We start from the raw sequence: 19,117 nt of genomic DNA on the forward strand, positions 1-19,117 counted from the left end.
TCAGGAAGTCGGCAGAGTACGCGGTTTCCACCCCGGTCGGCCCGCCTCGAAGGCCTCGATCTTGTCGAGTTTCTGCAGCGTAAGGGCTATATCGTCGAGTCCGTGGAACAATCTGAAGGCGGTGTGATCGTCAATCCTGAACGGCAACACCGACGTTCCCGCGGTGATATTTCGATCTTGAAGATTGACAGTGATTTCCAGCCCGGGACTCTGCTCGATGAGCTTCCAGAGAAGTTCGACGCCATCTTGGTCGACTTCGGCCGCCAACAGCCCCGCCTTGCCGGCGTTGCCGCGAAAAATGTCACCGAAGCGGGACGAGATAACCACTCGGAATCCGTAGTCCAGCAGCGCCCAGACCGCGTGCTCGCGCGAGGATCCGGTACCGAAGTCCGGCCCGGCGACCAAGACTGAGCCACGGTCAAAGGGGCTGAGATTGAGCACGAATGACGGATCTGAGCGCCAACTCGCGAACAAACCGTCTTCGAAACCGGTTCGTGTGACCCGCTTCAGATACACAGCGGGAATGATCTGGTCGGTGTCGACATTGGACCGTCGCAGCGGCACCCCGATGCCGGTGTGGGTGTCAAAAGCTTCCATGCTGTTCCCCTGATTCTTCAACGTGAATTCAAGTCGGCTAGTTCAGATCCGCCGGCGCCGAAAGCCTGCCGCGGACCGCGGTAGCTGCGGCGACGGCCGGCGAAACCAGATGCGTGCGGCCGCCCTTGCCCTGCCGCCCTTCGAAATTACGGTTGGACGTCGCGGCGCAACGCTCCCCCGGCGCAAGCTGATCGGGGTTCATCCCCAGACACATCGAGCAGCCGGCCTGCCGCCACTGCGCTCCCGCCGCGGTGAAGATTTCGCCCAGCCCTTCGGCTTCGGCTTGGGCGCGAACCCGCATCGAGCCGGGCACCACGAGCATCCGCACACCCGGAGCGACCTTGTGACCACGCAAGATATCGGCCACAACCCGCAGATCCTCGATGCGGCCGTTGGTGCACGATCCGACGAAGACCGCATCGACCGGGATATCGCGCATCGGCGTACCGGGCCGAAGGTCCATGTACGACAACGCTTTCTCCGCGGCCTGGCGCTGTGCGTCATCGTGCATCGATTCAGGGTCTGGCACCGCGGCGCTCAGCGGCACACCCTGGCCCGGATTGGTCCCCCAGGTGACGAACGGGCTGAGTGTGGCCGCGTCGAGGTGCACCTCAGTGTCGAAAACGGCTCCGGGGTCGGTGCGCAGCTGCTGCCAATAGGCCAGCGCCGCATCCCAGTCGGCACCGGTAGGCGCGTGCGGACGCCCGCGCAAGAATTCAAAAGTTGTGTCATCGGGTGCCACCATGCCGGCACGTGCGCCGGCTTCGATGCTCATGTTGCAGATCGTCATCCGGCCTTCCATGGACAGCGATTCGATGGCACTGCCGCGATATTCGATGACATGACCCTGTCCACCGCCGGTTCCGATCTTGGCGATCAGCGCCAGGATGACGTCTTTGGCCGTGACGCCGGGAGGCAACGGACCGTCGACGTTGACCGCCATTGTCTTGAACGGCCGCAGCGCAAGCGTCTGGGTGGCAAGGACGTGTTCGACCTCAGAAGTACCGATACCCATGGCGATTGCCCCGAACGCGCCGTGCGTGGACGTGTGACTGTCGCCGCACACAATGGTCATGCCCGGTTGGGTGAGGCCCAATTGAGGTCCGACGACATGGACGATGCCCTGTTCGATATCTCCCATCGAGTGCAGGCGCACACCGAATTCGGCGCAGTTGTGCCGCAACGTCTCGACCTGTGTCCGTGACACCGGGTCGGCGATCGGCTTGTCGATGTCGACGGTGGGCACATTGTGGTCCTCGGTGGCAATCGTCAGATCGGTGCGCCGCACCGTCCGGCCGGCCAGGCGCAGACCGTCGAATGCCTGCGGACTGGTGACCTCGTGCACCAGGTGCAGATCGATGTAGATCAAATCGGGGGCGTCGGTGCCGCCGGACACCACAACGTGGTCGTCCCAGACCTTCTCGGCCAGCGTCCGCGGCCGGGCCGCGTCGGGTGGATTGTGCGTCTGCGTTGTCATCACCATCTCGATTCACTCATGCGCGGCTCGCCGATCCATCCGGGCTGGGTTCTCACATTGCGAGACGCTAGTATCTTCTTGTGAGACAGCATAGCGGTATCGGAGTCCTCGACAAAGCCGTCGGCATCCTGCACGCGATCGCGGAATCTCCCTGCGGGCTAGCCGAACTGTGCGAGCGCACCGGCTTGCCCAGGGCCACCGCCTATCGCCTGGCAGCTGCCCTCGAGGTGCACCGCCTGGCCGGGCGTGACGAGGACGGTCGATGGCGCCTGGGGTCCGCGGTCACCGAACTCGCGGTGCACGTCAACGATCCATTGCTGGCCGCGAGCGCCGCGGTGCTGCCGCAACTGCGGGAGACCACCGGGGAGAGCGTGCAGTTGTACCGTCGTGAGGGCACGTCACGCGTCTGCGTCGCCGCCTTGGAACCACCTGCGGGCCTTCGCGATACCGTCCCGGTCGGGGCGCGGCTGCCGATGACCGCCGGTTCGGGCGCAAAGGTGCTGCTGGCCCACAGCGACCCCGCCACTCAGAAAGCGGTGCTGCCCAAGGCGATGTTCACCGACCGGGTACTCGCCGAAGTCCGCAAGCGCGGGTGGGCACAGAGCGTCGCCGAGCGCGAACCGGGAGTGGCAAGCGTCTCGGCACCGGTGCGCGATGGGCGCGGCGTTGTGATCGCGGCAATCTCGGTATCCGGCCCGATCGACCGGATGGGCCGGCGACCGGGCGCACGCTGGGCCGCCGACCTTCTGGCTGCCGCCGAAGCGTTGACACGGCGCCTCTAGATCCGTGGCGGTCACCTGACACACTGACGCCATGGGAACGAATCAGCGCGCGAGCATCGTCATGTCGCAGGACGAGATCACCGACTTCGTGAACCGCAGCCGGACCGGAACGCTGGCCACCATCGGTCCCGACGGACAGCCGCATCTGACGGCGATGTGGTACGCGGTGGTGGACGGCGAGATCTGGCTGGAGACCAAAGCCAAGTCGCAGAAGGCCGTCAACCTCAAACGCGACCCGCGGGTCAGCTTCCTCCTCGAGGACGGCGACACCTACGACACCTTGCGGGGCGTGTCGTTCGAAGGCGTGGCCGAGATCGTCGATGACCCCGACGCGCTGCACCGAGTCGGAGTCAGCGTGTGGGAGCGCTACACCGGCCCCTACAGCGACGACATGAAGCCTTTTGTGGACCAGATGATGAACAAGCGGGTCGGCGTGCGCATCGTCAGCCGGCGCAGCCGGTCATGGGATCACCGCAAGCTGGGTCTGCCCAGCATGCCGGTGGGTGGTACGACAGCGGCGGCCGCACGGGGCGGCGGCGAATAGCCGCAGAATTCGTTTTGTAGCCCCGATGGGATTCGAACCCACGCTACCGCCGTGAGAGGGCGGCGTCCTAGGCCGCTAGACGACGGGGCCAGAAACGATCCGAGGAGTCAGCATAGCCCAACCCGGATACCCCGCCTAATCGCTCGGATCTGCCCGGCGCCGGTGGAGTTTTGCTGGGGTACCAGGACTCGAACCTAGAATGGCTGAACCAGAATCAGCTGTGTTGCCAATTACACCATACCCCATCTGCGACCTGAAACCACTGGTCAGAGCGCATTTCCCGGGTTGACACCCGGGGCCGTTACGCCACTGGACCCACGCCGTTTCAAGCCTTTGAAGCCGCAGTGCACACTACCAAAGACTCTCGGCTCCTTACGCACGCCTACGCCGACCCGATCTGCTCACGCGCCGAGCGCAGCCGGTTCAACGTCCGGTCGCGGCCCAGTAGTTCCAGCGACTCGAACAGCGGCGGACTGATCGTGGTGCCCGTGGCGGCCACCCGGATCGGTCCGAAGGCCTTACGCGGCTTGAGCTCCAAACCGTCGATCAACGCGGTTTTGAGCGCGCCCTCGATGTGCTCCGTCGTCCACTCCGGGATGCCGTCAAGAGCCGCGATGGCCGCGTCAAGCACCGGCGGAGAATCGGAGCCCAGCTCCTTGGCCGCGGCCCTGGGATCGAGCGCGTACTCGTCGTCGTTGAAAAACTTCAGCAGGCCCCAGGCGTCGCCGAGCACCACGATGCGGGTCTGCACCAACTCGGCGACCGTCTTGAAAGCCGCGTCGTCCAGATCCAGTTGATGACCGTGTGTATTCAGGTAATCGCGCAGTCGGCCCGTGAAATCGTCGACAGCCAGCCGGCGGATGTGCTCGGCGTTGATGGCGTCGGCCTTCTTCTGGTCGAAGCGCGCCGGGTTTGATGTGACGTTGACGACATCGAATGCGGCGATCATCTCGTCGAGGCTGAATAAGTCACGGTCGTCGGCGATCGACCAGCCAAGCAATGCAAGATAATTCAGCAGGCCCTCGGGAATGAATCCACGATCGCGATGCAGGAACAGATTGGACTGCGGGTCACGCTTGGACAGCTTCTTCGTCCCCTCCCCCAATACCGGCGGAAAATGCCCGAATTGCGGGATGCGCTCGGCCACCCCGATCCGGATCAACGACCGATACAGCGCGATCTGGCGTGGCGTCGACGGCAGCAGGTCCTCACCCCGCAGCACGTGGGTGATCTTCATCAGTGCGTCGTCACACGGGTTGACCAAGGTGTACAACGGATCTCCGCTGGCGCGCGTCAAGGCGAAGTCGGGGACCGTGCCGGCCGCGAAGGTGGTCGTTCCGCGCACCAGGTCTTCCCAGACGAGGTCTTTGTCCGGCATCCGTAGGCGCACCACGGGCTTGCGGCCCTCGGCGAGGTATGCCGCGCGTTGCGGATCGGTGAGCTGCCGGTCGAAGTTGTCGTAGCCGAGCTTGGGATTACGTCCCGCCGCGACGTGGCGGGCCTCGACCTCCTCCGGCGTGGAGAAGGCGTAGTAGGCCTCCCCCGCCTCGAGCAACCGGGTCACGACGTCGCGGTAAAGGTCTTTGCGCTGCGACTGCCGGTATGGCCCGTAGGGCCCACCCACCTCGGGTCCCTCATCCCAGTCCAGGCCGAGCCAGCGCAAGGCGTCGAGCAACGCCAAATAGCTTTCCTCGCTGTCCCGCTCGACGTCGGTGTCCTCGATGCGGAAGACGAAGGTACCGCCGGTGTGCCTGGCGTAGGCCCAGTTGAACAATGCGGTACGAATCATCCCGACATGGGGTATCCCGGTGGGCGACGGGCAGAACCGAACCCGGACATGCTCTGCGGTGGTCACGACTTTCCTTTGCGGACAACAGGATTGGTCAGGGTGCCGATACCCTCGACGGTGACCGAGACGGTGTCCCCGTCCTCGATGGGACCGACCCCCGCCGGAGTTCCGGTAAGTATGAGATCGCCTGGCAGCAGCGTCATCACCGCCGATATCCACTCGATGATGTCTCCGACGTCATGGATCATCAGCGAGGTGCGGGCGTCCTGTTTGACTTCGCCGTTGACCTCGGTGCGCAAGGCTAGATCGCCGGGGTCCAAGGGATTCAAGTCGGTGACGATCCACGGGCCGACCGGGCAGAAGCTGTCGTGCCCCTTGGCTCTGGTCCACTGGCCGTCAGCCTGCTGCTGGTCACGAGCCGACACGTCGTTGCCGATGGTGTAACCGAGGATATTCTCGGCGGCCTGATTCTTGCTGACGTCCTTGCACGCGCGGCCGATCACCACCGCCAGCTCGCCCTCGAAGTGCACGGGTGATGCGTTGGCGGGCAAACGAATCGGTACATTCGGACCGATGATCGCGGTGTTGGGTTTGAGAAAGATCACCGGGTCGGCCGGTGCCTGACCGCCCATCTCGGCGATGTGGTCGGCGTAGTTCTTGCCGATGCAGACAACCTTGCTGGCCAGGATCGGGGCCAGCAGCCGGACATCGGCCAGCGGCCAGGAACGGCCGGTGAAACTGGGCGTGCCGAAGGGGTGCTCGGCAATTTCGCGGACCGTCATGCCGCTGGGGTCGTCGAGTTCTCCTTCGATGCTGACAAACGCGACTCCATCGGGGCTGGCGATTCGTCCAAGGCGCATTCGGATGAGCCTAATGGGAGTCGATCGGCGTGTCCTTAACGGGGATCTTGTTGTTGAGCGGATCGGGTGATTACCGAGCCCGCCTGTCGGTGCGCACTATTCGAGCCTGAAGTGATGGTCGATTCCCAGGGCTACATCGTGCCCCGACCGGTTGACGAAGTCATCTGCAGCGCTCATGGGATGTCGGGCCGGTTTGAGCACTGCTCCATTAGGCCGGCGCCGGGTGTCTTTCGGCTCGAACAGGTTTCACCCAACACCGGGCCGAGGGAGGTCGATCACATGCGGCTCGCCGGAGACGATTGGGCAGAAGATCATCACGGCGTACACCTGATGGACGACACCGGCGGTCGGCTGGTGTTACGGAGCCTACCTGCTGCCTGGCTGCGATCGGACAAGCCGACGCCAACGGCCTGCCCTCGGCGCTGCGCGAGCACTACCAGCGGCGCTGGAGGTGTTCCAGGATCTGGCCGACCGGAACGCCCTGGCCATTCGGGGCCGCGCCCCGACCCCCGCCGACGCTGCACGCCGAACCTGGCCAAGATCCGAACTGCACTCAAAACCGCTGGGCGCCAACGCAACCTCGACACCCGGGCACTGCAGAGCAAAGCGCTGCTTCGCACCGAGCAGCGTGCCGCGCCCGCCCCGGTACGCTGCGGTCGGCCTCATCGCCGAGCTGAACCGCCAGATCGCCCGCCTCGGGGCCGAGTTGGCGACACAAGGTGAGGCACACCCGGACGCCAACGTCTACGAACTCCCTGCCAGGACTTGGCGTCATCCTCCGGCGCCCGGGTGCTCGGTGGTTCGGGAACGACCCGAACCGCCACACCACGGCCAAGTGGTCGCAAGAACTATGCCCGAAAATCACCCTCGACCATCGCGTGGGCGGTAAACGCGCGGTGCTGGCCCGCCACGTCCGCAACCGTCAGCTAGGATGCGATCGACCACGGGGGCTTCCTGCGTCCTGACCACCAGCCCCGGCGCCCGAGACTGCCACGACCGGCACCGTGCCGCCGGGACCTGCGCCGACCTGGGTCGGGGCTGTGCTTCTGCGCGAGTCACTCCTACTCCTGTGCAAGCATGAGTAGATGTCGACGGATCCGACGAGTGCGGCCGCGCGCTGGTCGATCGTTGCTGTTTCGCTGGTCGCGACCACGAGTTGCTTCCTTTTCATCAACGGCATCGCATTCTTGATCCCGCGGCTGGAAGCGGCTCGCGGAACGCGCCTCGACCAGGCGGCTCTGTTGGCATCGATGCCGAGTTGGGGCATGGTCGTCACCCTGGTGGCCTGGGGCTACGTTCTGGACCGTGTCGGCGAGCGGATCGTGTTGACCGTCGGCTCGGCGCTCACAGCGGCCGCGGCTTACGCCGCCGCCTCAGTTCATTCCCTGCTGATGATGGGCGTCTTCCTGTTTCTTGGCGGGATGGCCGCCGCCAGCTGCAACAGCGCGGGTGGCCGGCTCGTGTCGGGGTGGTTTCCGCCGCAGCAGCGCGGACTGGCGATGGGAATCCGTCAGACCGCGCAACCGCTCGGCATCGCGTTGGGCGCGTTGGTGATTCCCGAGCTCGCCGAACGCGGCGCGTATGCGGGTTTGATGTTTCCGGCGGTGATGTGTGCTGTCGCGGCGGTGGTCAGTCTCGTCGGCGTGGTCGACCCGCCACGCAAGTCCCGACAGTCAGCCTCCAACGACGAATTAGCCAGCCCGTATCGGGGGTCGTCGGTGTTGTGGCGAATCCACGCGGCGTCGGCGTTGCTGATGATGCCGCAGACGGTAACGGTGACCTTCATGCTGGTCTGGCTGATCATTCACCATGGCTGGTCAACAGCCGCGGCCGGCGCTCTGGTGACCATTTCCCAGTTGATCGGCGCCGGGGGCCGCGTTCTGGTCGGCCGCTGGTCAGACCGCATCGGCTCGCGGATGCGTCCGGTCCGGTTCATCGCCATGGCTTCCGCATTGACGCTGTTTCTACTGGCTATCAGCGATCAACTCAATTCGCGATACGACGTGTTGCTGATGGTCATCATCTCGGTACTGGCGGTGCTCGACAACGGGCTTGAGGCCACCGCTATCACCGAATTCGCTGGGCCGTACTGGAGCGGACGCGCGCTGGGCACCCAGAACACCACCCAGCGGCTGATGGCGGCGGCCGGACCACCAATGTTCGGCGCGTTGATCACCGCCGCTGCCTACCCTGTGGCTTGGGGATTGTGCGGCTTGTTCCCACTGGCCGCGGTGCCGTTGGTGCCGACCCGGGTGCTGCCGCCAGGCTTAGAGACTAGAGCCCGGCTGCAATCCGTTCGCCGGCATCGCTGGCGCCAAGCCGTTTGGCCCCGCGAGCTGCCGGATCGACCCCGATGACCGGGAACCCGTTAGCCGGTTCGGCCTCGCCCGGGAGCACCGGAAAAGAGCGCCTGCACCGATTACCGGTTGGTGCCTCGGCTCACCGCAGCTGGTAGCTCCGCCTGGCGAGGGGAATCCGGCAGACGCCCCGCCGCCGGGAGTCGCGTTGGCCGCCTTCCATCTATAGACCGGCTGACAGCCCGGCAGAGATCAGTGCCGCCGTCTCCGGCTCCGATCCGCCTACCAGCTATGGGGAACCGTTCCTCCCCGGTGTGCCGCCAAACTGGCCGGCGCTGCCACCCTTGCCGCCGCTTCCGCCGTTGACGCCGTTGCCGCCGTTGCCGCCGTCGCCGAAGAGCGACGCGGTGAAGGTGCCGTTGATAACTAACCCGGCGTTACCGCCGTTACCGCCTTTGGCGGCACCGACGCCGCTGCCGGCGTCACCGCCGTTCCCACCCGCGCCGAAGATTCCGAGGCCGGCGCCGCCTGCACCGCCACTGCCGCCGGTACCAGTGGGAGCACCACCGCCGTTCCCGCCGACACCGCCCAGGCCGACCCCGGTCCCCTCGGCCCGGCCACCAACACCACCGTTACCGCCAGTGCCGCCGGTCCCAGTGGCGGCCCCGCCATCCCCGCCTGCGCCGCCGAAGCCCGCACCCCAGATCGCGGCACTGAAGCCACCATTGCCACCGGCCCCGCCGGTGCCGCCGATTCCGGTGGCGGCCCCACCAAGCCCGCCGGTGCCGCCGTGGAGCACGGCGAACCCGAAGATGGCGGCCGGGGCAGCGGCGATACCGCCGAAACCGCCGCCGCCGCCGGTCCCAGTGGTAGCTGCGCCACCAATGCCGCCGGCACCGCCCAGGTTCAACCCGAGCGCAGCGATGCCGTAAGAAACGGCGGCACCGCCCACGGAGCCGGAGCCGCCACTAATTCCGCTGCCGCCGTGCCCGCCGGCACCGCCGATGGCGATGTTGATCCCGAAGGGACTGCGGGCGATGCCATCGCCGCCGGAACCGCCGGATCCGCCGGTTCCCGCAGCAGCATCGCCGCCTTGCCCGCCGCTCCCGCCCAGGCCGAAGAACAGGCCCTCTGCATTGCCGCCAAAACCGCCGCGCCCGCCGTTTCCGCTGGTAGCGGCGCCGCCGGTCCCGCCGGCCCCGCCGACCGCGACGAATGCGCCTATGGCCGTGCCGCCGCCGCCGCCGCTGCCGCCGTTCACCACGCCGCCGATGCCGGCGTTGCCGCCGTTCCCACTAGCGCCGATCAAACCCCCGAAGCCGCTGCCGCCGACACCGCCATTGCCGCCGGTACCGGTGGGAGCGGCCCCGCCGGTACCTCCGGCAGCACCCACGCCGGCCAGTAACCCGAGGCCGGTACCGCCGGCACCGCCGGCGCCGCCGGTCCCGGCAGCGGACCCACCAACCCCGCCGGTGCCGCCGACGCCCGCGCCCACGACCGCGATACCGAAGCCACCAATGCCGCCGGCGCCGCCGGTGCCGCCAATCCCGGTGGCGGCCCCACCCACCCCGCCGGCGCCGCCGTCGGCCCGGCCGAACCCGACGAAGTCGGGGGCAATCGCGAAGCCGCCTGGACCGCCGACCCCGCCCGTCCCCGTGGTCGCTGCTCCGCCAGTGCCGCCCGCGCCACCCTGGATCACGTTGATTGCCACGAGGCCCGAGGAACCGGCGATGCCGCCGGCGCCGCCGGCGCCGCCGTTAGTCCCGGCGCCGCCGTGCCCGCCGGCACCGCCGGTGGCGACGTCGATGCCGAAGGGGCTGCTGGCGCCGCCCGAGCCGCCGGCACCGCCGGTCCCGCCGGTGCCGGTGGAGGCGTCGCCGCCGTGTCCGCCCGCCCCACCCTGGCCAAAGAACAGGCCCAGTGCGTCGCCGCCGGCGCCGCCCGCCCCGCCGGTTCCACTGGTAGCGGCCCCACCGGCCCCACCGGCCCCGCCGATAGCTACGAGTGCGCCGCCGGCGCCCCCGGCGCCGCCCGCACCGCCGTTCCCGCCTCCGCTGGCGGCCCCGCCAGGCCCGCCGTTGCCCCCGAAACCGAACAACAGCGCGTTGCCGCCCGCCCCACCGGGCCCGCCGCCGAACCCGCCGGGCCCGCCCGCACCACCGCTACCCCACAGCCACCCACCGGTGCCGCCCTTGCCGCCCGACGCGCCGGCACCTCCGGCCCCGCCAGTCCCGCCGTTTCCGATCAGTCCGGCGGACCCACCGGCACCTCCGGCCTGCCCGGAGGCACCTGAGCCACCATTGCCGCCGTTACCGAACAAATACCCCCCAGGCCCGCCGGCTTCCCCGGTGCCCGGGGCGCCGTTGGTGCCATTGCCAATCAGCGGGCGGCCCAACACGGCGGCTGCGGGCGCATTGATGACGCCCCGCAGGCTTTGCTCCAGAGTCTGCAACGGCGAGGCATTAGCCCCTTCGGCGGCCGCATAAGTCCCCGCGGCCCCGGTCAACGCCTGCACAAACCGGGCCTGGAACGCCGCCATCGCAGCGTTCAGCTCCTGGTACTGCTGGGCATGGCCGGAAAACAACGCCGCGATGGCGGCTGACACCTCGTCGCCAGCAGCAGCCACCAACGCACTTGTCGGGGCCGCAGCCGCCGCATCGGCACCGGCCAGCGACAAACCAATGCCCGCGAGATCCGCTGCCGCCTTCGCCACCACGTCCGGCACTGCTATCACAAATGACATCCGACACCTCTGACACGTGATCCGACTGTCGTCCGAAAATTGCCGACGCGCGCATGGTAGCGCTCCTGGCGGCGAATTAGCTATGGTCAGCAACTATTTCGCTCAGCTGCTCGGAGCCGGCAATGTTGGCCAGTCGGCTAACGAGGCGTTGCTGGCCAGGGTGTCGGCCGCCGCCGAAGGCCGCCAGGATTTCGTCGTTGAACGACAAGCACAATCCCAGGCAACATCCGCCGCCGACGGCCCCAGGCGACACTGAGGCCACTGGTCCGGAGATGTCACCGATTCGCAAGCTACCAAGCTGCAGAAGCTGGCCACATCGATTCGAATTCGGGTGTTTCGCGATTCGAGGCAAGCGGGCGTCGTGGCTTGAATAGCATGCCATGCAACATTTTTCGCGATCTGCTGCTGATTTGCCATCTCAACAGGCGGGCACACCCCGCACGCGTGGCATCGGGCCGAACTATCGACATCACGAATAGTTCCAGAAAGGCCGAGAAGAGAAGTGGTGTAATTGATTTCGGTGCCTGAGAAGCCGTGCCCTGCGGGCCGCCACCATTCACAGACGGCACGTACGCCACAGGATGGGCCATCGACGGCGGGCTCTGCCGCCATCCATGCGTTCCGGCGCGTTGCCTCCGGCGCTCGACCACGGGTTGGCGCTCACTGCGATCGCGGAGTTCGCCGGGCGGGCCCGGGGCGGTCGGGCGATGGCCGTGCAGAACACCACCCGAACGCTTTCCGCCGCGATCGCGGCATTAGCGGGTATCCGTTGGCGATCTCGGGAACCGGGCCGTTCTCGTACTGCCGCTTCTGCTCGTGCCGATGGCGCCCACGCATAGGCCAACGAGACCGAATCGCACAACGACTCCGTGCGCCCCGGCCTAAAGACCAGAAAACCGCGCCACCTATAAAGCCGCCACAATCCGTTCGCCGACAACGCTGGTGGGAGGCCGTTCGTCCGCGCGACTTGCCAGGTACGCCGCCACCGCCCGGTCCACCCGCGCGGCCGCCTCGTCTTCGCCAAGATGGGCCAGCAGCAACGCCACCGACATGATCGCGGCGGTGGGATCGGCGATGCCCTGTCCCGCGATGTCGGGAGCGCTGCCGTGCACCGGCTCGAACATCGACGGGTTAGTCCGGGTTGCGTCGATGTTCCCGCTGGCGGCCAGGCCGATACCTCCGGACACCGCCGCGGCCAGATCGGTGATGATGTCGCCGAACAGGTTGTCGGTGACGATGACGTCGAATCGTCCGGGGTCGGTGGCCAGGAAGATCGTCGCCGCATCGACGTGCTGGTAGGCGACTTCGACGTCGGGGTACTGCTCGCCGATCTCCTGCACGGTCCGCAGCCAGAGTCCTCCGGCGAACGTCAGCACGTTGGTCTTGTGCACCAGCGTCAGATGCTTGCGGCGCCTCATCGCGCGCTCGAAAGCGTCGGTCACCACCCGGCGCACCCCGAACGCGGTGTTGACGCTTACCTCGGTGGCGACCTCGTGCGGCGTGCCGACGCGGATTGCGCCGCCGTTTCCGGTGTAGGGCCCCTCGGTGCCCTCGCGCACGACGACGAAGTCGATGTCGGGGTTTCCGGCCAGCGGACTCGTCACGCCCGGGTACAGCCGCGCTGGACGAAGGTTGACGTGGTGATCCAGCTCGAAGCGCATGCGCAGCAACAGCCCCCGCTCGAGCACGCCGCTGGGGACCGACGGGTCACCGATCGCGCCGAGCAGGATCGCGTCGTGCTGGCGCAGCTCGGGTACCACCGATTCCGGCAGCACTTCGCCGGTGGCATGGAATCGTCGGGCGCCCAGGTCGTATTCGGTTTTCTCCACCCCGGGCAGAACGGCGTCGAGGACCTTGATCGCCTCGGCGATGACCTCCGGTCCGATCCCGTCGCCGGCGATGACGGCGAGTCTCATCGGCGCCGCTCCCCCTCATCGCTGCGTCCCCCGCAAGCGGGTGGTGCCCCCACTGCATCGTCGCCGGCGAGCTTCGTCACGAGAAATCAACCACTTCGAGCTTGTTGGCGCCCACCGCCTCGGTGATAGCCGAGCGCACATCGGCGGGCACATCCTGGTCGAGCCGCAAAACAACAGTGGCGCTCGGGCCCTCGGTGTCCTCGGACAGCTGCGCCGCCTGGATGTTCACCCCGGCCGCACCCAGCAACGTCCCGATCTTGCCCAGGGCGCCGGGCTGGTCGGCGTAGTTGATCACCAGGTTGATGCCCTCGGCGCGCAGGTCGTAGCTGCGGCCGTTGATCTGCACGATCTTCTCGACCAGCTGGGGCCCGGTCAGGGTGCCTGCGACGTTGACCACCGAGCCGTCCGAACCGACCGCGCGAACGTCCACCACGCTGCGGTGGTTGGGGCTTTCGGTGGCCTTGCTGATCTCGGCCGTGACGCCGCGTTCGGCGGCCAGCGCCGGCGCGTTCACGAACGTCACCGCGTCTTCGATGACTGCGGAGAACAGACCGCGCAACGCCGACAGCTTCAGCACCTCGACCTCTTCGGCAGCCAGTTCACCGCGCACCTGCACCGACAACGACGCGGGCAACTCGTCAGCCAGCGCCGCCGCCAGCACGCCGAGCTTGCGCACCAGGTCCAGCCATGGCGCCACCTCTTCATTGACCACGCCGCCGCCGATGTTGACCGCGTCCGGGACGAACTCGCCGGCCAGCGCCAGCCGCACGCTCTCGGCGACGTCGGTGCCGGCGCGGTCCTGTGCTTCGGCGGTGGAGGCGCCCAGGTGGGGCGTGACGACCACCTGCGGCAGCTCGAACAACGGGCTGTCGGTGCAGGGTTCGGTAGAGAATACGTCGAGGCCTGCGCCGCGCACGTGGCCGCTGGTGACGGCGTCGGCCAGGGCAGCTTCGTCGATCAAACCGCCGCGGGCGGCGTTGACGATGATGACACCGGGCTTGGTCTTGGCCAGCGCCTCCTTGCCGATCAGACCGGCCGTCTCCGGGGTCTTGGGCAGGTGCACGGAGATGAAGTCGGCGCGTTCCAGCAGCTCGTCGAGCGGCAGCAATTCGATGCCCAGCTGGGCGGCGCGGGCGTGCGACACGTACGGGTCGTAGGCGACGAGATGGGCGCCGAAGGCCGCGATCCGCTGGGCGACCAACTGCCCGATGCGGCCCAGGCCCACCACGCCGACGGTCTTGCCGAAGATCTCGGTGCCCGAGAACGACGACCGCTTCCAGGTGCGGGCGCGCAGAGTGGCGTCCGCAGCCGGGATCTGACGGGATGCGGCCAACAGGAGAGCAATTGCGTGCTCAGCGGCGCTGTGGATGTTCGAGGTGGGAGCGTTGACCACCAGCACGCCGCGCGCGGTCGCGGCGTCGACGTCCACGTTGTCCAGGCCGACGCCGGCACGGGCGACGATCTTGAGCTTGGGCGCCGCGGCAAGCACCTCGGCGTCGACGGTGGTGGCTGACCGCACCAACAGGGCGTCGGCCTCGGGCACGGCGGCCAGCAGCTTCTCCCGGTCCGGCCCGTCTACCCAGCGCACCTCGACCTGGTCTCCCAGGGCAGCGACGGTCGATTGGGCGAGTTTGTCGGCGATCAAAACAACAGGCAAGTTCACGCGGACAGCCTAGCGGCGACCGTAAGGCCGACGGAGTCGGGCGCAACGGGTCGCCGCCATCAGGCCCCGCGGGGCGACGACGCGGGCCGCTCGGGCCCGCTGAGGAGCGCCGCCATCAGGCCCAGCGGGGCGACGACGCGGGCCGCTCGGGCCCGCTGAGGAGCGCCGCCATCAGGCCCAGCGGGGCGACGACGCGGGCCGTTCGGGCCCGCTGAGGAGCGCCGCCATCAGGCCCCGCGGCGATCGCGAGCGCGGCGCAGCCGGGCGAAGCGGGTCGCCGCCGTCAGGCCCCGTCGGCTCTAATCGAGGTATGGACGTCACCGTCGTGGGGAGTGGGCCCAACGGGCTCGCACTGGCCGTCATCTGTGCTCGCGCCGGCCTGAAGGTGCAGGTAGTGGAAGCCCAACCCACCTTAGGCGGCGGTGCCCGCAGCCTGGCCGACGTCGAGTTTCCCGGAGTTCTGCACGACGTGTGTTCGGCGGTGCACCCGCTGGCGTTGGCGTCGCCGTTCTTCGCCGAGTTCAACCTGGCCGCCCGCGGCGTCACACTCGCGGTCCCGGAAATCTCCTACGCCAACCCGCTGCCGGGCCGGCCCGCGGCCATTGCATACCGAGATCTGGCGCGGACCAGCGCTGAATTGAAGTCTGGTGCGTCCTGGCGACGGCTGATGGGCCCACTGGTGTCGGACTCCGAGGAGGTCGTCAAGTTCCTGCTCGGTGACAAGCGCTCGGTGCCAACCTCGGTGCTGCCGGTGCTGCGGTTGGGTCTGCGAATGCTGGCGCAAGGTACCCCGGCCTGGGGCACATTGGGTGGCGACGACGCCCGCGCGCTGTTCACCGGCGTTGCCGCGCATGTCATTTCACCCCTGCCGTCGTTGACGTCAGCGGGGGCAGGCTTGATGCTCGCGACGCTGGCCCATTCGGTCGGGTGGCCGATTCCGTTGGGCGGCACTCAAACCATCACCGATGCGTTGATCACGGACCTACGTGCCCACGGCGGCGAGTTGACCGCGGGCGTCGAGATCACCGACCCGCCGACCGGTGTCGTCGCGTTCGACACCGCGCCGACGGCGCTATTGCAGATCTATCGTGACGCACTTCCGTCTCGTTACGCTAAAGCTCTGCGGCGCTACCGGTTTGGATCGGGAGTGGCAAAGGTGGACTTCGTCCTCAACGACGACATCCCCTGGTCGGATCCGCGCCTCAACACCGCGCCGACCTTGCACCTCGGCGGTACCCGCGAGCAGATGGCGCACGCCGAGGCAGCTATCGCGACCGGCCGTCACGCGGAGTGGCCGATGGTGCTTGCCTCCTTGCCGCACCTCGCCGACCGTGGGCGCATCGACGCCGCCGGCCGTCGCCCGTTCTGGACCTATGCGCATGTGCCGTCGGGGTCCACCGTCGACGCGACGGAGGCTGTCACCCGCGTCGTCGAACGTTTCGCCCCGGGATTCCGCGACATTGTGGTGGCAGCTCGTGCAGTACCCGCCGCCCGGATGTCCGATCACAACGCGAACTACGTCGGCGGCGACATCGCGGTCGGCGGAAATTCGCTGTGGCATGCCGCAGCCGGTCCGACGCCGCGGTTAAATCCTTGGTGCACACCGATTTCCAAGGTGTACCTCTGTTCGGCGGCCACACCGCCGGGCGCCGGAGTACACGGAATGGCGGGCTACTACGCCGCCCGGACGCTGTTGCGACGTGAGTTCGGTATCCGGGGCGTGCCTCAGCTGGCTCCATGATTCGATGAAGCGCCACTCAAACGAAGCGTTGCACCCCTCCAACGACGTTGCTCCAAGCGGTCATTCGCTTCAACGATGGTCCGGGGGACGCAAACAACTGCTAGGCCACGGCCGTCGCCGGCAACACCACCAATGAGCCATCCGCGCTGCGGACGATGTCTATCGCGACGTCAGACTTTCGACCACCTCCACTGACGCTGGGAGCGAGCTCGCGCAGGCGGTACGACGTGTTCAGTAGGGCATCCACCTCGCCGCGGGTGAACATGATCTCACGCATGCCGCGAGGGCGAGTCAATCTCAGCGACGATAGGCGCTGCAACACACCGGCGATGTCGGATTCCAATTCGACCACCCGTTGTTGATCGGCTTTCAAAGACCGCACGAAACTCTCGAACGGGTTCGATTCATCCATTTGCGCATGCTCCACCGCCTGAAGTACCAGCACGCGCTTCTTGAGCGCGATCGCCAACTCGGCGAGATCCAGGTGGGCACGAAACAGCCCACCTTCATCCGTGTCAACACCGTCGAATTTGGTTCGCAACATCCCGATTTCGACGGGACCCTCGCCAAATTCCGCAAGAGCAGCCTGCCACTTCTTGAGGCGACTGTCCGCCTCTGCGACAGCGGTGTCGATGGCGTATACCGCGGGGCTCAGGCCCACCGAAGCGCCGATGCGTCCTTGATCCAGCAGAATGCCGGTGGCCTTTTCAATGGCTGCCCGACAGCCATTGAGCGCTGACCGTTCGCGTTGGAGATTGTCATCGTGCAGTTCTTCTAGCAGCGAGGTGATCTTTTCGATCGCCTCCTGGCGCTTCTGGTCGGCGTATGCGCTCACGCCGACCGCCACCGCCATCAGAACGAGCGGCGCCGCGACGGTCAATGCGCCCGCTCCGGCCGCTGCTACTCCTACGGTGGCCGCCGATCCGCTTGCAGCGCCAGCTGCCGCCGCTTCCCGGGCGGCAACGGGAACGAAAGTCGCTTGCGCTGCAATGCCGGATGACCCCATCAGAGCGCCGTGCACCCCACCCGACGCCGCCTTCGACGCCATCGGTTTGACCAACCCACTGCCAACCTCGGCCGCGACCTTCGCTGGGACGACCATCCGGTACAGCGCCTCGCCGCCCGTCCCTGCGACAGTGGCAGGTGTCGATTCCGACGTCTGCTTGATCAGCTGCGACAGGTGTGTGGCCAACGGGCTCGCGGCCTCCAAGCGCAGGCCTTTGCTGCGGTCGAGGCTCTTGGGCAGCGGGTGGGCTTCCAGCGTCACAATCGGCGCGTCCGCCATCGCCGCCAGGACGGTTCGCAACTCGTCGAGCCGATCCGGAGACATAGTGTCACCGTCGAACGGTAGAGCTTTGACGTCGCGTGTAGCCAAAGTCCACACCGGCACGAGCGTCGTTTTGCTATCCCCCATTGCTGGACCTTTCTCGCATCCCCTAAACACCATTATCGGCAACCCCCACCACTCATGGCCCTACCGCTTACTAATCGGCGGGATAGCCAGGACTTGCCGGAGATTTTGGTCACCAACCGGTACGTGCACTGCAGCCTTGGCTGCCTTGCTGGTGAATTTCAGCAGCGGCCACTCCTTCCAGTTGCTCATGGTGTCGTTCAGCGTGCGAGCCCTTGACCTCGCACACGACGCATTCCCCGGCGCGGCGGGGATGAATCGCGCCTGACATCTATTCGAATCTGCTCATTTAGATCGAAAACGGCGTCCGCAGAGGACTTGCCGCGCCAGTTAGATCGTCAAACCAGTACCACCTGCTACCGGTGCCGGCGCCCGGAAGCGCGGCAGGCGAGCAGCCCCGTGCCTGAACCGGAGCCCCAACCACCAGCATCTCGAGTGACCACGTCATGTTGGTCGCCGATTTGCACAACTTCCTGGGCACGGGTCCCGAGACCTTTGGGCAGGCGCGTTCCACTACATTTGTGCAACAAATGTGTATCGTTGGTGTATGTCGCGAACCAACATCGAGTTAGACGACGATCTCGTCGCGGAAGTGATGCGCCGTTATGGGGTGTCCACTAAGAAGGACGCCGTCGACCTCGCGCTTCGGCGACTGGTCGGTGCGCCGTTGAGCCGGGACTTTCTCCTCGGATTGGAAGGGGTCGGCTGGGCTGGTGACCTGGATGTGATGCGGCACGACCAGCCCGGCGAATTCGCGTGATCCTGATCGACACGTCCGCATGGATTGAGTACTTCCGTGCGACGGGCTCGGCTGCGGCGCTAGAGGTGCGTCGCTTGCTGGCCGAACAGACCGACCAGATTGCGACGTGCGAGCCGATCGCCATGGAGATCTTGTCCGGAGCGGTGGATGACGCGGCACACGCCAAGCTCGAACGCCTTGTCAATGGCTTGCCCTCGCTGGCCGTCGATGCCGCGCTCGATTTTCGGACTGCCGCACAGATCTACCGCGCGGCGCGGCGAGCAGGCCAGACGATCCGCAGCATCAACGACTGCCTGATCGCAGCGGTCGCACTACAACACAACGCGCACCTGGTCCATCGTGACGCGGATTTCGACGTGATCGTCGCGATGACAGGTCTCGTCGCGACGAACTTCCGCTGAGGGGTACAGCGGAGGGCGGCAGCGCTGACCGCCACGATATGTCGGTGCCCGAAGCAATACTGCCTACCCCGCCGTCGCCGCGGCAGCTAGACCGGGCCGAACCTTCAAGGCAGCAACGCAAGTCAGTAAGTTGGCA

General features: G+C 66.9%; 15 protein-coding genes and 2 tRNA genes. 7 read left to right on the plus strand and 10 right to left on the minus strand.

The features are described 5' to 3' along the window. On the minus strand, positions 1 to 597 hold the full coding sequence (gene leuD, locus ACX9NE_RS17015) for a 3-isopropylmalate dehydratase small subunit (RefSeq protein WP_459364789.1): 597 nt from the start codon (positions 595 to 597) through the stop codon (positions 1 to 3). Positions 598 to 634: 37 nt separating this feature from the next. Further along, the gene (leuC, locus tag ACX9NE_RS17020) at positions 635 to 2,074 is read right to left on the minus strand and encodes a 3-isopropylmalate dehydratase large subunit (protein WP_459364788.1); all 1,440 of its coding nucleotides are present in this window, start codon (positions 2,072 to 2,074) and stop codon (positions 635 to 637) included. An 80-nt stretch (positions 2,075 to 2,154) separates the two neighbouring features. Between leuC and ACX9NE_RS17025 the strand changes: the two genes are divergently transcribed. Together ACX9NE_RS17025 and ACX9NE_RS17030 are read left to right on the plus strand one after the other, a co-directional pair. Beyond that, positions 2,155 to 2,856 (plus strand): IclR family transcriptional regulator, encoded by a 702-nt coding sequence (locus ACX9NE_RS17025; RefSeq protein ID WP_459364787.1) that lies wholly within the window; start codon positions 2,155 to 2,157, stop codon positions 2,854 to 2,856. 31 nt (positions 2,857 to 2,887) lie between these two features. Further along, positions 2,888 to 3,400 carry a PPOX class F420-dependent oxidoreductase gene (locus ACX9NE_RS17030; protein WP_459370829.1) on the plus strand — a complete coding sequence of 171 codons (513 nt, stop codon included), beginning with the start codon at positions 2,888 to 2,890 and terminating at the stop codon, positions 3,398 to 3,400. 17 nt (positions 3,401 to 3,417) lie between these two features. Here the strand turns inward: ACX9NE_RS17030 and ACX9NE_RS17035 are convergent. The 4 genes from ACX9NE_RS17035 to ACX9NE_RS17050 all read right to left on the minus strand — a co-directional run bounded on the left by ACX9NE_RS17035 (position 3,418) and on the right by ACX9NE_RS17050 (position 6,049). After that, positions 3,418 to 3,490: transfer RNA gene (locus tag ACX9NE_RS17035), tRNA-Glu, on the minus strand. A gap of 83 nt (positions 3,491 to 3,573) precedes the next feature. Continuing rightward, positions 3,574 to 3,645 (minus strand) — tRNA-Gln (locus tag ACX9NE_RS17040). Positions 3,646 to 3,782: 137 nt separating this feature from the next. Then, positions 3,783 to 5,255, minus strand: coding sequence for a glutamate--tRNA ligase (gene gltX, locus ACX9NE_RS17045; RefSeq protein WP_459365175.1), 1,473 nt, complete (start codon positions 5,253 to 5,255; stop codon positions 3,783 to 3,785). Beyond that, positions 5,252 to 6,049: a fumarylacetoacetate hydrolase family protein gene (locus ACX9NE_RS17050; RefSeq protein WP_459365174.1), complete on the minus strand. Its 798-nt coding sequence runs from the start codon at positions 6,047 to 6,049 to the stop codon at positions 5,252 to 5,254. The genes gltX and ACX9NE_RS17050 overlap by 4 nt, the downstream gene beginning before the upstream one ends. Before the next feature lie 1,085 nt (positions 6,050 to 7,134). Between ACX9NE_RS17050 and ACX9NE_RS17055 the strand changes: the two genes are divergently transcribed. Next, on the plus strand, positions 7,135 to 8,406 hold the full coding sequence (locus tag ACX9NE_RS17055; protein WP_459365173.1) for an MFS transporter: 1,272 nt from the start codon (positions 7,135 to 7,137) through the stop codon (positions 8,404 to 8,406). A gap of 229 nt (positions 8,407 to 8,635) precedes the next feature. Here the strand turns inward: ACX9NE_RS17055 and ACX9NE_RS17060 are convergent, their stop codons facing one another. Then, complete coding sequence (locus ACX9NE_RS17060; RefSeq protein ID WP_459365172.1) at positions 8,636 to 11,089, minus strand: PE family protein; 2,454 nt, start codon at positions 11,087 to 11,089, stop codon at positions 8,636 to 8,638. An 82-nt stretch (positions 11,090 to 11,171) separates the two neighbouring features. Between ACX9NE_RS17060 and ACX9NE_RS17065 the strand changes: the two genes are divergently transcribed. Further along, positions 11,172 to 11,345, plus strand: coding sequence for a hypothetical protein (locus tag ACX9NE_RS17065; protein ID WP_459365171.1), 174 nt, complete (start codon positions 11,172 to 11,174; stop codon positions 11,343 to 11,345). A 649-nt stretch (positions 11,346 to 11,994) separates the two neighbouring features. On the opposite strand, the gene ACX9NE_RS17070 is transcribed toward ACX9NE_RS17065, so the two are convergent. Both ACX9NE_RS17070 and serA read right to left on the minus strand, forming a co-directional pair. Continuing rightward, positions 11,995 to 13,005: a 3-isopropylmalate dehydrogenase gene (locus tag ACX9NE_RS17070; protein WP_459365170.1), complete on the minus strand. Its 1,011-nt coding sequence runs from the start codon at positions 13,003 to 13,005 to the stop codon at positions 11,995 to 11,997. A gap of 76 nt (positions 13,006 to 13,081) precedes the next feature. Then, on the minus strand, positions 13,082 to 14,668 hold the full coding sequence (gene serA, locus ACX9NE_RS17075; protein WP_459365169.1) for a phosphoglycerate dehydrogenase: 1,587 nt from the start codon (positions 14,666 to 14,668) through the stop codon (positions 13,082 to 13,084). 310 nt (positions 14,669 to 14,978) lie between these two features. On the opposite strand from serA, the gene ACX9NE_RS17080 reads away from it, so the two are divergent. Further along, positions 14,979 to 16,409 carry a phytoene desaturase family protein gene (locus ACX9NE_RS17080; protein WP_459365137.1) on the plus strand — a complete coding sequence of 477 codons (1,431 nt, stop codon included), beginning with the start codon at positions 14,979 to 14,981 and terminating at the stop codon, positions 16,407 to 16,409. A 100-nt stretch (positions 16,410 to 16,509) separates the two neighbouring features. Here ACX9NE_RS17080 and ACX9NE_RS17085 read toward each other — a convergent pair whose 3' ends face one another. Beyond that, positions 16,510 to 17,823: a hypothetical protein gene (locus ACX9NE_RS17085; RefSeq protein WP_459365138.1), complete on the minus strand. Its 1,314-nt coding sequence runs from the start codon at positions 17,821 to 17,823 to the stop codon at positions 16,510 to 16,512. 544 nt (positions 17,824 to 18,367) lie between these two features. Between ACX9NE_RS17085 and ACX9NE_RS17090 the strand changes: the two genes are divergently transcribed. Then, entirely contained in the window at positions 18,368 to 18,580 is a 213-nt protein-coding gene (locus ACX9NE_RS17090; protein WP_459365139.1) for a type II toxin-antitoxin system VapB family antitoxin, read from the plus strand. After that, a complete protein-coding gene (gene vapC, locus ACX9NE_RS17095) occupies positions 18,577 to 18,981 on the plus strand; it encodes a type II toxin-antitoxin system VapC family toxin (protein WP_459365140.1) in 405 nt (134 codons plus the stop codon). Before ACX9NE_RS17090 ends, vapC begins: the two co-directional genes overlap by 4 nt. The last annotated feature ends 136 nt before the right edge of the window (positions 18,982 to 19,117 follow it).

It is taken from the genome of Mycobacterium sp. ML4 (genome assembly GCF_054515735.1).

Bases quoted from the DNA above. Each gene is read 5' to 3' on its own strand.
- leuD (WP_459364789.1), bottom strand. From the start codon at position 597: ATGGAAGCTTTTGACACCCACACCGGCATCGGGGTGCCGCTGCGACGG.
- leuC (WP_459364788.1), bottom strand. From the start codon at position 2,074: ATGACAACGCAGACGCACAATCCACCCGACGCGGCCCGGCCGCGGACG.
- ACX9NE_RS17030 (WP_459370829.1), top strand. From the start codon at position 2,888: ATGGGAACGAATCAGCGCGCGAGCATCGTCATGTCGCAGGACGAGATC.
- ACX9NE_RS17050 (WP_459365174.1), bottom strand. From the start codon at position 6,049: ATGCGCCTTGGACGAATCGCCAGCCCCGATGGAGTCGCGTTTGTCAGC.
- ACX9NE_RS17055 (WP_459365173.1), top strand. From the start codon at position 7,135: ATGTCGACGGATCCGACGAGTGCGGCCGCGCGCTGGTCGATCGTTGCT.
- ACX9NE_RS17060 (WP_459365172.1), bottom strand. From the start codon at position 11,089: ATGTCATTTGTGATAGCAGTGCCGGACGTGGTGGCGAAGGCGGCAGCG.
- ACX9NE_RS17065 (WP_459365171.1), top strand. From the start codon at position 11,172: ATGGTCAGCAACTATTTCGCTCAGCTGCTCGGAGCCGGCAATGTTGGC.
- ACX9NE_RS17070 (WP_459365170.1), bottom strand. From the start codon at position 13,005: ATGAGACTCGCCGTCATCGCCGGCGACGGGATCGGACCGGAGGTCATC.
- ACX9NE_RS17080 (WP_459365137.1), top strand. From the start codon at position 14,979: ATGGACGTCACCGTCGTGGGGAGTGGGCCCAACGGGCTCGCACTGGCC.
- ACX9NE_RS17085 (WP_459365138.1), bottom strand. From the start codon at position 17,823: ATGGGGGATAGCAAAACGACGCTCGTGCCGGTGTGGACTTTGGCTACA.
- ACX9NE_RS17090 (WP_459365139.1), top strand. From the start codon at position 18,368: ATGTCGCGAACCAACATCGAGTTAGACGACGATCTCGTCGCGGAAGTG.